Below are 12727 nucleotides of genomic sequence, written 5' to 3'. Positions count from 1 at the left end.
CATATATCGACACGTAGGAGATGTAATTCCATGACAGACGCACTCAAGCGCCTCTCCGACGAAGGCGTCGCGATCTGGCTGGACGACCTGTCGCGCAAGCGGATCACGTCCGGCAACCTGGCCGAGCTGATCGACCAGCAGCACGTCGTGGGCGTCACCACCAACCCGACGATCTTCCAGAAGGCGATCAGCTCGGGCGACGGCTACGAGCAGCAGGTCGCCGACCTCGCCGCACGCAAGGTCACCGTCGAAGAGGCCATCCGCATGATCACCACGGCGGACGTCCGGGACGCCGCCGACATCCTGCGCCCGGTCTTCGACGCCACGGACGGCCAGGACGGGCGGGTCTCCATCGAGGTGGACCCGCGCCTGGCGCACCGCACCCGGGCCACGATCGCCGAGGCCAAGCAGTTGGCCTGGCTCGTCGACCGCCCCAACACCCTGATCAAGATCCCCGCCACCAAGGCAGGGCTGCCGGCGATCACCGAGGTGATCGGCAACGGCATCAGCGTCAACGTGACCCTGATCTTCTCGCTGGAGCGCTACCGCGAGGTCATGGACGCGTACCTGGCCGGTCTGGAGAAGGCCTCGGAGAAGGGTCTCGACCTGTCGAAGATCCGTTCCGTGGCGTCCTTCTTCGTCTCCCGGGTGGACACCGAGGTCGACAAGCGGCTCGACACGCTCGGCACGCCCGAGGCGAAGGCGCTGCGCGGCCGGGCAGCGGTCGCCAACGCCCGCCTGGCCTACCAGGCCTACGAGGAGGTCTTCTCCTCGGACCGCTGGCAGGCCCTGGAGAAGGCGGGCGCCCGCAAGCAGCGTCCGCTGTGGGCCTCCACCGGCGTGAAGGACCCGGCGTACAAGGACACCCTGTACGTCGACGAGCTGGTGGCGCCGAACACGGTGAACACCATGCCGGAGGCGACCCTGGTGGCCACCGAGAGCCACGGCTCGATCAGCGGCGACACCGTGCGCGGCACCTACGAGCAGGCCCGCGCCGACCTCGACGGCCTAGAGAAGCTGGGCATCTCGTACGACGACGTGGTGCAGATCCTGGAGGACGAGGGCGTCGAGAAGTTCGAGACCTCCTGGAACGACCTGCTCGCCTCGACCGAGGCGGAGCTGAAGCGCCTCGCCCCTTCGGAGGGCTGAATTGTCAAGCAGCAACCCGCTGCGTGACCCCGCAGACCGACGGCTCCCGCGCATCGCGGGGCCGTCGGGTCTGGTCATCTTCGGCGTCACGGGCGATCTGTCACGCAAGAAGCTGATGCCGGCCGTGTACGACCTCGCCAACCGGGGTCTTCTGCCGCCGGGCTTCTCCCTGGTCGGCTTCGCCCGGCGCGACTGGGAGCACGAGGACTTCGCGCAGGTCGTGCACGACGCCGTCAAGGAACACGCCCGCACCCCCTTCCGCGAGGAAGTGTGGCAGCAGCTCATCCAGGGCATGCGCTTCGTCCAGGGCACCTTCGACGACGACGAGGCCTTCGAGCGGCTGCGCGGAACCATCGACGAGCTGGACAAGGCACAGGGCACGGGCGGCAACTTCGCCTTCTACCTCTCCGTGCCGCCGCGCTCCTTCCCGGTCGTGATCCAGCAGCTGAAGAAGCACGGCCTCGCGGACCAGACGGGCGGCTCGTGGCGCCGGGCGGTGATCGAGAAGCCGTTCGGCCACGACCTGAGGTCGGCCGAGGAGCTCAACGGGATCGTCCACGAGGTCTTCGCCCCCGACCAGGTCTTCCGCATCGACCACTACCTCGGCAAGGAGACCGTCCAGAACATCCTGGCGCTGCGGTTCGCCAACCAGATGTTCGAGCCGATCTGGAACCGGTCGTACGTGGACCACGTGCAGATCACCATGGCCGAGGACATCGGCATCGGCGGCCGGGCCGGCTACTACGACGGCATCGGCGCCGCCCGCGACGTCATCCAGAACCACCTGCTGCAGCTGTTGGCGCTGACCGCGATGGAGGAGCCCTCCTCCTTCGACGCCGACGCGCTCGCGGCGGAGAAGACCAAGGTGCTCGGCGCGGTGAAGCTGCCCAGCGACCTGGGTCGGGACACCGTGCGCGCCCAGTACGCGGCCGGCTGGCAGGGCGGCGCCAAGGCGGTCGGCTACCTGGAGGAGGACGGGATCGACCCGGACTCCAAGACCGACACCTACGCCGCGATCAAGCTCGGCATCGACAACCGCCGCTGGGCGGGCGTCCCCTTCTACCTGCGCACCGGCAAGCGGCTGGGCCGCCGGGTCACCGAGATCGCGGTGGTCTTCCAGCGCGCGCCGCACTCCCCCTTCGACACCACGGCGACGGAGGAGCTGGGCCAGAACGCGATCGTCGTCCGCGTCCAGCCCGACGAGGGCGTCACCGTCCGGTTCGGCTCCAAGGTGCCGGGCACCTCCATGGAGATCCGGGACGTGTCGATGGACTTCGCCTACGGCGAGTCGTTCACCGAGTCCAGCCCGGAGGCGTACGAGCGGCTCATCCTGGACGTGCTCCTCGGCGACGCCAACCTCTTCCCGCGCACCGAGGAGGTCGAGCTGTCCTGGAAGATCCTCGACCCGATCGAGCGGTACTGGGACACCAAGGGCCGGCCCGCGCAGTACCCGGCCGGCACCTGGGGGCCGGTCGAGGCCGACGAGATGCTGGAGCGAGACGGACGGAGCTGGCGCCGGCCATGAAGATAGACCTGACCGACACCACGGCCAGCAAGATCAACAAGGCGCTGGTGCAGGGCCGCCGGGCCATCGGCACGCCGGCCGTCGGCATGGTGCTCACGCTGGTCATCGTGACCGACGAGGAGAACGCCTACGACGCGCTCAAGGCGGCCGGCGACGCCTCGCACGAGCACCCCTCGCGCACGCTGGTCGTCATCAAGCGCATCTCGCGCACGCCCCGCGACCGCACGCAGTCCCGCCTGGACGCGGAGGTCCGGGTGGGCGCGGACGCGGGCACCGGCGAGACGGTCGTGCTGCGGCTGTACGGCGAGGTGGTCGACCACGCCCAGTCGGTGGTGCTGCCGCTGCTGCTGCCGGACGCCCCGGTGGTGGTCTGGTGGCCGGTCGGCGCCCCGCTCGACCCGGCGAGCGACCCGCTCGGCGCCCTGGCCCAGCGCCGGGTGACCGACTCCTACGCGGCGGAGCAGCCGGTGCGCGACCTCGCCGCCCGGGCGGGCACGTACACACCCGGCGACACCGATCTGGCGTGGACGCGCATCACACCGTGGCGCTCCATGCTGGCCGCCGCCCTCGACCAGGTCACCTGCGAGGTGCGGGGCGTCGAGGTGGAGGGCGAGGAGTTCAATCCGAGCTGCGAGCTGCTGGCCATGTGGCTGGCGGACCGCCTGGACGTCCCGGTGCGGCGTTCGCTGTCCGACGGTCCCGGTCTGACCGCGGTCCGCATGGACACCACGTGCGGTCCGATCGGTTTGGACCGTCCCGACGGCACCCTGGCGACCCTGTCCATCCAGGGCCAGCCGAACCGTGCGGTGGCGCTCAAGCGCCGCGAGACGGCCGAGCTGATCGCGGAGGAGCTGCGTCGCCTGGACCCGGACGACACCTACGCCTCGGCGCTGCGGTACGGGGTGGACCGGCTGCAGGGGGCGCCCGCCGGACCCCGGCCCGACGAGACGGCGCAGGCGGCAGCGGATGCCGGCGCGCCGGCGGACGATCCCGCCGCCGCGGACACCCCCGCCGAGTCGGCGGACGAGACGCCCGCGAAGAAGGCGGCGCAGAAGCCGGCCCGGAAGACCCCGGTGAGGAAGGCGGCGACGAAGTGAGCACCCCGCAGCTGGTCGTGCACCGCGACAAGGACCTGATGGCCCAGGCCGCGGCGGCCCGTCTGATCACGAAGATCGTGGACGCGCAGTCCTCCCGGGGCCACGCCTCGGTGGTGCTGACCGGCGGCCGCAACGGCAACGGCGTGCTGGCCGCGCTGGCCGCCGCGCCCGCCCGGGACGCCGTGGACTGGGGCCGGCTGGACCTGTGGTGGGGTGATGAGCGGTTCCTTCCCGAGGGGGACGCGGACCGCAATGTCACGCAGGCCCGCGAGGCGCTGCTGGACCGGGTGCCGCTGGACCCGAAGCGGGTGCACGCCATGCCCGCCTCAAACGGCCCGCACGGCGCGGACGCGGACGCGGCGGCGGCCGGCTACGCCGAGGAACTGGCCCGCGCCGCGGGCCCCGAGAACCACGGCGCGGTTCCGGTGTTCGACGTCCTGATGCTGGGCGTGGGCCCGGACACCCATGTGGCGTCGCTGTTCCCGGAGCTGCCCGCGGTGCGGGAGACCGAGCGCACGGTCGTCGGGGTCCACGGCGCGCCCAAGCCCCCGCCGACCCGGGTGACGCTGACCCTGCCGGCGATCCGGGCGGCGCGTGAGGTGTGGCTGCTGGCCGCCGGTGAGGACAAGGCCGGGGCCGCGGCGATCGCCCTTTCGGGCGCCGGGGAGATCCAGGCCCCGGCCGCCGGGGCCCGGGGACGGGCCCGGACCCTGTGGCTGATGGACACGGCGGCGGCTTCCCGGCTGCCGAGGTCGCTGTACCCGCCGGCATCGCCGTGACCGCGCTCCGGGCCCCGCCTCGCGGTGAGGCGGGGGCCCGGTGGCGGGGGCGGCCCCTACTTCACCGACCCCGCCATCACGCCTTGGACGAAGTGCCGCTGGAAGGCGAAGAACACCACGACGGGAACGACCAGGGACACGAACGCGCCGGGTGCGAGCACGTCCACGTTGCTGCCGAACTGCCGTATCTGCGACTGGAGCTGCACCGTCAGCGGCTGCGAGGAACTGTCCGCGAACAGCAGCGCCACGAGCATGTCGTTCCACACCCACAGGAACTGGAAGATCGCCAGGGAGGCGATCGCGGGCCGCCCCACCGGCAGCACCAGGCGCGTGAAGATCCGCCATTCACTGCCACCGTCCATCCGCGCCGCCTCCAGCATCTCCTTGGGCATCTCCGCGAAGTAGTTCCGCAGCAGGAACACCGCGAACGGCAGACCGTAGGCGACGTGGAAGAGGACCACCCCCGGGATCGTGCCGAACAGCCCGATCTGCCCGAAGAGTTTGGCGACCGGCAGGAGACCGATCTGCACGGGCACCACCAACAGGGCGACCACGACCAGGAAGAGCGCCTCCCGTCCGGGGAAGTCCAGCCAGGCGAAGGCGTACCCGGCGAGCGCGGCCAGCACGACGACCAGCACGGTCGCCGGAACCGAGATCAGCACGGTGTTCCAGAAGGCCCGGGTGATCCCGGCGTTGCCCAGCAGGGCCGAGTAGTTGTCGAAGGACAGCTGACCGGGGCTGGAGAACACCGTCCACCAGCCGCCCTTGGCCGTGTCCTGCGCGGACCTCAGCGACGACACGAACAGCCCCGCCAGCGGTGTCATCCACACCAGGCCGATCACCACGAGGCAGGCCTGCACCAGCCCGTTGCCCAGGCCGCGCCTGACCGCGTTCATCGCTGACTCCTTCGGAAACGACGGACGTTGAAGACCATGGCGGGGATCACCAGCAGCAACAGCAGCACTCCGAGCGCGCTGCCGAGGCCCTGGTTGTTGCCGCCGCCGAAGGACACCAGCCACATCTGCGTCGCGAGCACGGTCGCGTCCTGCTGCACCGGCCCCGGGGCGATGATGTAGACGAGGTCGAACACCTTCATCACGTTGATCACGAGGGTGACGAACACGACCGTCAGCACCGGCGCGAGCAGCGGAACGGTGATCCGGCGGAAGATCTGCCACTCGTTCGCGCCGTCCATCCGGGCCGCCTCCAGTGCGTCCCGCGGCAGGGCCGCCAGGCCGGCGCCGATCAGCACCATCGCGAACCCGGTCCAGATCCACAGGTAGGCGCCGATGATCGCCGGGGTGACGAGGGTCGGGCCGAGCCAGGAGACGCCCTGGTAGGGCTGGGCGAAGTTCGACGCCGGCAGCCGCACGGTGTACGACCCGTCGCCGAGGCCGGTGAAGCGGAACGAGCCGTCGGCGGCGGTGGTCGCCGAGGCGACCGCGCGGCCGTCGCGCACCGCTTCGACGCGCATCTCGGGCAGTCCGCTCTCCCCCGCGTCGACCGTGCCCGGCTTCCCTCCCCCACCGGGTGTGAAGTCGAGGTACACCACGCCGCGCACCTCGTCAGAGGCGGCGGCCCGTGCCGCAGCGGCGCGGGCCGGCTCGGCGTCCCGGGGCAGGTCGCCGGGGAGCACGCCGACCAGCCCCAGGGTCACCACCTGGCCGGGCCGCACGGCCGCGGTGGTCCGGTACGAGCCGTCGGCGCCCTCGGTCAGGCCCTGCCCGTCGCGGGCCCGGGCGGTGGGGTAGGTCGACGTGCCCGTGAAGGCGTCGTGGACGGAGACCACGGCGGCGTTGAGGACGCCCTTGTCCGGGTCCTGGTCGTAGGCGAGGCGGAAGATGATGCCCGCGGCGAGGAAGGACACCGCCATGGGCATGAACAGCAGCAGTTTGAAGGCGGTGGCCCAGCGGACCTTCTCCACCAGCACGGCCAGGATCAAGCCGAGGCCGGTGAGCAGGGCCGGGGCCACCACCACCCAGATCGTGGTGTTGCGGATGGCCTTGAGGGTGGCCGGGTCGCGGAACATCTCGGCGTAGTTCTCGCCGCCCACGAAGCGTGTGCCGGAGGCGTCGAAGAAGCTTCGGCCCACCGAGAACAGGACCGGATAGACGACGAGGGCGCCGAGCAGCAGCAGCGCGGGGAAGACGAAGAGGAGGGCGGCGATCCGCCCGCGCCGCCGGGCCCGCCGGACCCGCAGGGGTCCGGCGGCGGCAGGCGGACTCGCCTCTTTGACGACGGTGGAGGCGGTCACGGCCGGTCAGCCCTGGTAGGCCTTGGCCGCCGCGGACTCCAGCTGCGCCGCGGTCGCCTTCGGGTCGGACGGGTCGCGCAGGAAGTCCTGCAGGAGCTTCCACTCGCCGGCGCCCTTGGTGCCGCCGAAGGCAGCCGGGGCCTGGTCGGACATGTCGAAGCGGACGGTGTCCCCGGCGTCGATGAGGGACTTGGCGGTGGCGCGGGTGACGTCGTCGCCGTACTTGGCGAGGTCCAGCTTCCGGTTCGGGGACAGGAACCCGCCCGCACCGGCCCACACCGCGGCGGCGTCGGGCGTGGCCAGGTATTCCACGAGCTTCATGCCGGCGGCGGCGTTCTTGCCGTCCTTGAGCACGACGGCCGCGTCGCCGCCGCTGACGACGGGTGCCGTGCCGCCGCCGACCGCGGGGAAGGGGAAGAAGTCGGCGTCCTTGCCGATCGTCCGGCCGAACTGGTCCTTGGCGACACCGGCGACGAAGTCGCCCTCGTAGACCATGCCGGCGTCCGGCTTGGGCCCGAACACCTTCTCCACGGAGCCGGGGAAGTCGGTGTTGAGAGCCTCCGTCCGGCCGCCCGCGATCAGCTGCTTGTCCTTGAACAGCTTGCCGAGGGTGTCCAGGGCCGTGACCACGCTGGCGTCGGTCCACTTGAGCCGGTGGGCGGCGAGGGCGTCGTACTTCTCGGGCCCGGCCTGGGAGAGGTAGATGTTCTCGAACCAGTCGGTGAGCGTCCAGCCGTCCTGCCCGGCGACCGAGAACGCGGCGAGCCCGGAGTCGGACAGGGTGTGGCCGGCCTTGAGCATGTCGTCGTAGGTCTTCGGCGTGTCGACACCGGCCTGCGCGAGCGCGTCGGGGCTGTACCAGACCGTCGACTTGTGGGCGGCCTTGAAGTAGAGGCCGTACAGGGTGCCGTCGACGCTGCCGTACTTCTTCCACACGGGTGCGAAGCCGGCGTCGACGGTCGACTGCGCGGTCGCGGACAGCGGGGTGAGCCAGCCCTTCTGTGCGAACTGCTGGAGCACGCCGACCTGCGGGACCATGACGACGTCGGGCGCGTTGCCGCCCTCGATCTTGCTGCCGACGACGGTGGAGACGTTGTCGCCGGTCGAGACGAACTGGGTCTTGGCGCCGGTCTTCGCGCTGAAGGCGTCGAGGACCTTCTGGAAGTTCTTCTGCTCGCTGCCGGACCAGACGCCGGCCACGGTGACGGTCTGTCCGCTGAGCGGCTTGTCGTCGCCCGCGGAGACGGGCCCGCCGCCGCAGGCGGTGGCGCCGAGGGCGAGGGCGAGGGCGGTGCAGCCGGTGAGCAGGGTGGTACGTCGTCGCATCATCGTTGATGTCCCTTCGGGGGAGGGGGGAGTTGACGGGCCAACAGGGGGTTGGGGCGATCAGTCGTCGCTGATCCACCAGGCGGCCGTGTTGCCGGGGAGGACCCCGGCCGTGCAGGGGCCGCTGGCCAACAGGGGGGTGCCGGAGACGGGCGCCGGTGTGGGCGCCGTACCGAAGTTGACGGCGCACACCAGGCCGTCGCCGCGGACGAAGCCGAGGACGCCGGGCGGGGTGTCGAGCCAGCGCAGCGTGCCTTCGCCCAGCTGGGGCAGCTGCCTGCGCAGGTGGAGGCCGTCGCGGTACAGGTGCCAGAAGGAGCGGGTGTCGGCGAGGGCGCGGTCGGTGGCGTACTCGGCGAAGTAGTCGGGCTGTGGCAGCCACGGCTTGGCGCCCTCCGCTCCGGAGGTGAAGCCGAACGGGGAGGCCTGGCCCGACCAGGGCAGGGGCACCCGGCAGCCGTCGCGGATCCGGGCGCGGCTGCCGGTGCGGCGGAAGATCGGGTCGGTGAGCACGTCGTCGGGCAGGTCGACGACCTCGGGCAGACCCAGTTCCTCGCCCTGGTAGATGTAGGCCGCTCCGGGCAGCGCGAGCATCAGCAGTGCGGCAGCGCGGGCGCGGGCGGCGCCGAGGCCGCTGCCCTGGGGGGTGGGTTCGCCGTAGCGGGTGACGGTGCGCACCTGGTCGTGGTTGTTGAGGACCCAGGTGACCGTCGATCCGGTGCCCGCGATGTCCTGCATGGCCTCGGCGACGACCTTGCGGAAGGCGTCGGCGTCCCAGGGGGCGCTGAGCAGGTCGAAGAAGAAGGCCTGGTGCAGTTCGTCGGGACGGACGTACCGTGCGTGCTCGCGGGCCGTCGGCACGGAGACCTCGCCGACGAGGAGGCGCTCGCGGCCGTCACGGGCGGTGTACTCCTCGCAGACGGAGCGCCAGTGCCGCCACACACCGTGCACCTCCGGCTGGTTCCAGGCGAGCGGGTTGACCGAGTCGCGGGTGCGGGCGTCGGCCTCCGGATCGTCGGAGTCGGGCAGTTCGGGGTGCTTGTGGAGACCGGCGGCGACGTCGATGCGGAAGCCGTCGACGCCCCGGTCCAGCCAGAAGCGCAGGACGCGGTCGAACTCGGCGGGGACCTCGGGGGTACGCCAGTTCCAGTCGGGCTGCTCTGGCGTGAACATGTGCAGGTACCACTGGCCAGGCCGTCCGTCGGGCTCGGTGACGCGGGTCCAGGCGGGGCCGCCGAACATGGCGTGCCAGTTGTTCGGGGGCTCGTCTCCGTCCGGTCCGCGGCCGTCGGCGAAGTGGAAGCGGGCGCGGGCCGCGCTGCCGGGCTCGCTGCGCAGCGCCTGCCGGAACCACGGGTGCTCGGAGGAGCAGTGGTTGGGGACGATGTCCAGCAGCACCCTGACGCCCAGGCGCCGGGCCGACGCCATCAGCAGGTCGAATTCGGCGAGGTCGCCGAAGAGCGGGTCGACGCCGCAGTAGTCGGCCACGTCGTAGCCGTGGTCGTGCTGCGGCGACGGGTAGAAGGGGCTCAGCCAGATCCCGTCCACGCCCAGCTTCTTCAGGTACGGCAGTCCGGCCCGGACTCCGGCGAGGTCGCCGACGCCGTCACCGGTGCTGTCGAGGAAGCTGCGGACGTACACCTGGTAGATCACCGCGTCACGCCACCAGCGATGCCTGTTCACAATGCCTTGCCCTGTCTCTGCGGCGGAGCTTGTTATGCATGCATGTTAAGTAGCGGTGTCGTGAGGGTGTCAATGAACTGTTCACAAACTACTGGCCAGTTGGACCCTCAAATGCGGACATAGGAGGGCAGAAGAGGCAGAGATGAGATGTCCGCGTTACTTAACAAGTAACTAGCGGTGGGAAATGGCGGCCAGCTCCCGGGCCAGCCGCCGCACCGCGCTCTCGGGCGTCTCGCGCCCGGTCAGCGCGTCGTGCACGACCGCCTGCACCACCAGGCTGACCTGGTCGTAGTGAGGGCTCTTGGGCCGCGGGGCGGCGCTCAGCACGCTCTCGCGCAGGGTCGGCAGGTACGGGAACCGCCGGACGAGCTCGGGGTCCTCGTACAGGGCGGAGCGCACGGGCGGCAGCGCACCGCGCGTGAGGACCTGCCGCTGGACCGGCTCGCTGGTCAGGTAGGCGATCAGGCGGGCCGCGGACTCCGGGTGCCGGGCATGGCTGCTGACGGCGAGGTTGGAGCCGCCGAGCACACTGGTGCCCGGTCCGTGGGGGCCGGGCAGCGGCGCGACGCCGATCTTGCCGGCGACCGGGGAGCCCGGCGCCGAGGCGACGGCGTAGGCGTAGGGCCAGTTGCGCAGGAAGAGCAGCCGGCCGTCCTGGAAGGCCTGCTTGGACTCCTCCTCCTTGTAGGTCAGCGCTTCCTCGGGTATCCAGCCGTCGCGCACCCCGCGCACCAGGAACCCGATGCCCTCGCGGGCGGCGGAGGAGTCGACGGTCACCCGGGCGCCCTCGTCACCGAGGATGGTGCCGCCCGCCGAGTAGACGGCCTCGGCCGCATTGACGGTCAGGCCCTCGTACGGCAGGAACTGTCCCGCGTAGCCGCCCAGACCGTACTTCGGTGCGATGGTGCGCGCGTCGTGCTCCAGCTCGGCCCAGGTGCGCGGCGGCGGCACGCCCTCGGCGGCGAGGACGTCCTTGCGGTAGAGCAGCAGGCCCGCGTTGGTGACGTACGGGACCGCGTAGAGGCGTCCGTCGTAGGTGGCCGTGCCGACCACCGGCGGCAGGAACGCCTTCAGGGGGAAGCGGTCGCGCGGCAGCGGGCGGATCCAGCCGGCCGCGGCGAACTCCGAGGTCCAGTCGACGTCGATGTTGAGCACGTCGAACCGGCCCCGGCCGCGCCGCAGGTCGGTGACCATCTGCGCGCGGGTCTCGTCGGCGGAGTCCGGGAGCTCGACGAGGGTGACCTTCTCCGACGGGTGGGTGCGGTTCCAGCCCTCCAGCAGCGGGCCGAGGTAGCCGGTGAGATCGCCGGCGGTGGCGAGGGTCAGCGGTCCGCGACCGCCGCCCGGGTCCTCGTCGGCACGGGCGCCGGAGGCGACGTAACCGGTCAGAACGACGACGAGAACGAGGAGGCCCCTACCGGCGGCGTGTATCCACCGCATAGGTTCCTCCTTGCACACCGGCTCCGGGCCTCTTCGCCCGCAGTCAGAGGCCATGTATACCGGTTAGGTATGCGGGATACTAGGCCTTCGAGCACATTCGAGCAGACAGGAGGAGAGCACACGTGCGCCTGCCCCTCCTGGCGCTCCTGGCCCGTGGCCCGGCCCACGGCTACGAGCTCAAGCAGGACCTTGAGCAACTGCTGGGCTCGGCGTACCCTCAGCCGAACGTCGGCCAGATCTACGTCACCCTCGGACGCCTGGAGAAGTCGGGACTGATCGAGGGCGAGGACGTGGAGCAGTCCAGCCGACCCAACAAGAAGGTCTACCACCTCACCGACGCCGGGCGCGAGGCGCTGCACGCCTGGTTCGAGGAGACCGAGGACGAGCCTCGGGTGCGGGACGAGTTCTTCATGAAGCTGGCACTCGCCCCGCAGAGCGGGCTCGCCGACCAGATCGCCTTGATCAACAGACAGCGGCGCCAGTACCTGAACACCATGCGCAGTCTGTCGAAGCTGGCCACGGCCGAGAACCGGGACAACCGCATCGCCCATCTGCTGATAGAGGGCGCGATGCTGCATCTGCAGGCCGACCTCGACTGGCTGGAGCGGTGCCAGGAAGAGCTGGAGGAGCTGGAATGAGCGACGCTTCCGCTCCCGTGCCCGAGAACACACCCGTTCTGCGCGCCGAGGGCCTGCTCAAGACCCACTACGGCGAAGGCGCCCCGGCGCACGCCGTGCGCGGCGTCGACCTGTGTGTGCGGCAGGGCGAGTTCGTCGCCGTCACCGGCCCGTCCGGGGCCGGGAAGTCGACACTGCTGCATCTGCTGGGCGGGCTGCAGCGGCCGGACGGCGGCAGCCTCTGGCTGGACGGGGTCCGCACCGACGGCTGGCAGGAGGCCCGCTGGGCCGTCGAACGCCGCCGGCGGATCGGGATCGTCTTCCAGTTCTTCAACCTCGTGTCGAACCTCTCGGTCGCCGACAACGTGGAGCTGCCCGCCCTGCTCGCCGGCCTGCCGCCCAAGCAGGCCCGCGCCGAGCGGGAGGCGCTGCTGGCCGAGCTGGGGCTGGCGGGCAAGGAGCGGAGCCTGCCGGGCGAGCTGTCCGGCGGTGAGCAGCAGCGGGTGGCGCTGGCCCGCGCCCTGGTCAACCACCCTCCGCTGCTGCTCGCCGACGAGCCCGCCGGGAGCCTGGACAGCAAGGGCACCCGCGAGGTGATGCGGCTGCTGTCCCGGTTCCACCAGCGCGGCCAGACGATCGTCCTGGTCACCCACGACGCCCGGCTGGCGAGCGCCGCGGACCGGGTGATCAGCTTCTTCGACGGCCGGATGGCCGACGACGCGGAGCTGACGGCCGCACCGCCCCGCAGAAAGGGGATCTCCGGGGTGCTGGAGCTCAAGGACTGACATGCGAGCGACCGACATGCGGGCGACCGGCCCGGGAAGGCGACGCACCGGTCTGCCGGGCGCGTGCGGCTA

11 protein-coding genes are annotated in these 12727 nt (G+C 71.3%); 6 read left to right on the top strand and 5 right to left on the bottom strand.

The features are described 5' to 3' along the window. The first annotated feature begins 30 nt into the window (after positions 1-30). From tal to pgl, 4 genes are read left to right on the top strand one after another with little or no spacing between them, the layout of a single operon-like run. Positions 31-1149, top strand: coding sequence for a transaldolase (gene tal / locus JS756_RS07950; RefSeq protein ID WP_205382288.1), 1119 nt, complete (start codon positions 31-33; stop codon positions 1147-1149). Between the two features lies 1 nt (position 1150). Then, complete coding sequence (zwf, locus tag JS756_RS07945; protein ID WP_205382287.1) at positions 1151-2674, top strand: glucose-6-phosphate dehydrogenase; 1524 nt, start codon at positions 1151-1153, stop codon at positions 2672-2674. After that, positions 2671-3771, top strand: a complete 1101-nt coding sequence (opcA, locus tag JS756_RS07940; RefSeq protein ID WP_205382286.1) for a glucose-6-phosphate dehydrogenase assembly protein OpcA — start codon at positions 2671-2673, stop codon at positions 3769-3771. Before zwf ends, opcA begins: the two co-directional genes overlap by 4 nt. Next, positions 3768-4550: a 6-phosphogluconolactonase gene (gene pgl / locus JS756_RS07935; protein ID WP_205382285.1), complete on the top strand. Its 783-nt coding sequence runs from the start codon at positions 3768-3770 to the stop codon at positions 4548-4550. Before opcA ends, pgl begins: the two co-directional genes overlap by 4 nt. Positions 4551-4606: 56 nt before the next feature. Here the strand turns inward: pgl and JS756_RS07930 are convergent, their stop codons facing one another. The 5 genes from JS756_RS07930 to JS756_RS07910 form a co-directional block, all read right to left on the bottom strand. Then, positions 4607-5446: a carbohydrate ABC transporter permease gene (locus JS756_RS07930; protein ID WP_205382284.1), complete on the bottom strand. Its 840-nt coding sequence runs from the start codon at positions 5444-5446 to the stop codon at positions 4607-4609. Continuing rightward, positions 5443-6804: an ABC transporter permease gene (locus JS756_RS07925; protein WP_205382283.1), complete on the bottom strand. Its 1362-nt coding sequence runs from the start codon at positions 6802-6804 to the stop codon at positions 5443-5445. The genes JS756_RS07930 and JS756_RS07925 overlap by 4 nt, the downstream gene beginning before the upstream one ends. Before the next feature lie 6 nt (positions 6805-6810). After that, positions 6811-8133: an ABC transporter substrate-binding protein gene (locus tag JS756_RS07920; RefSeq protein ID WP_205382282.1), complete on the bottom strand. Its 1323-nt coding sequence runs from the start codon at positions 8131-8133 to the stop codon at positions 6811-6813. Between the two features lie 57 nt (positions 8134-8190). Next, positions 8191-9813: a glycoside hydrolase family 13 protein gene (locus JS756_RS07915; protein WP_205382281.1), complete on the bottom strand. Its 1623-nt coding sequence runs from the start codon at positions 9811-9813 to the stop codon at positions 8191-8193. 171 nt (positions 9814-9984) lie between these two features. Beyond that, positions 9985-11253 (bottom strand): ABC transporter substrate-binding protein, encoded by a 1269-nt coding sequence (locus JS756_RS07910; protein WP_205382280.1) that lies wholly within the window; start codon positions 11251-11253, stop codon positions 9985-9987. A gap of 122 nt (positions 11254-11375) precedes the next feature. On the opposite strand from JS756_RS07910, the gene JS756_RS07905 reads away from it, so the two are divergent. Then, a complete protein-coding gene (locus JS756_RS07905) occupies positions 11376-11891 on the top strand; it encodes a PadR family transcriptional regulator (protein WP_205382279.1) in 516 nt (171 codons plus the stop codon). Further along, the gene (locus tag JS756_RS07900) at positions 11888-12655 is read left to right on the top strand and encodes an ABC transporter ATP-binding protein (protein ID WP_205382278.1); all 768 of its coding nucleotides are present in this window, start codon (positions 11888-11890) and stop codon (positions 12653-12655) included. Before JS756_RS07905 ends, JS756_RS07900 begins: the two co-directional genes overlap by 4 nt. The last annotated feature ends 72 nt before the right edge of the window (positions 12656-12727 follow it).

The organism is Streptomyces actuosus, from assembly GCF_016921115.1.
Classification (GTDB): domain Bacteria; phylum Actinomycetota; class Actinomycetes; order Streptomycetales; family Streptomycetaceae; genus Streptomyces; species Streptomyces actuosus_A.
Note: the sequence above shows the minus strand (reverse complement) of the source record. Positions and strands in the feature narration are given on the sequence as shown.

Excerpts from the sequence above, each read along its gene's own strand:
- tal (WP_205382288.1), top strand. The coding sequence starts at position 31 with ATGACAGACGCACTCAAGCGCCTCTCCGACGAAGGCGTCGCGATCTGG.
- opcA (WP_205382286.1), top strand. The coding sequence starts at position 2,671 with ATGAAGATAGACCTGACCGACACCACGGCCAGCAAGATCAACAAGGCG.
- JS756_RS07930 (WP_205382284.1), bottom strand. The coding sequence starts at position 5,446 with ATGAACGCGGTCAGGCGCGGCCTGGGCAACGGGCTGGTGCAGGCCTGC.
- JS756_RS07920 (WP_205382282.1), bottom strand. The coding sequence starts at position 8,133 with ATGATGCGACGACGTACCACCCTGCTCACCGGCTGCACCGCCCTCGCC.
- JS756_RS07910 (WP_205382280.1), bottom strand. The coding sequence starts at position 11,253 with ATGCGGTGGATACACGCCGCCGGTAGGGGCCTCCTCGTTCTCGTCGTC.
- JS756_RS07900 (WP_205382278.1), top strand. The coding sequence starts at position 11,888 with ATGAGCGACGCTTCCGCTCCCGTGCCCGAGAACACACCCGTTCTGCGC.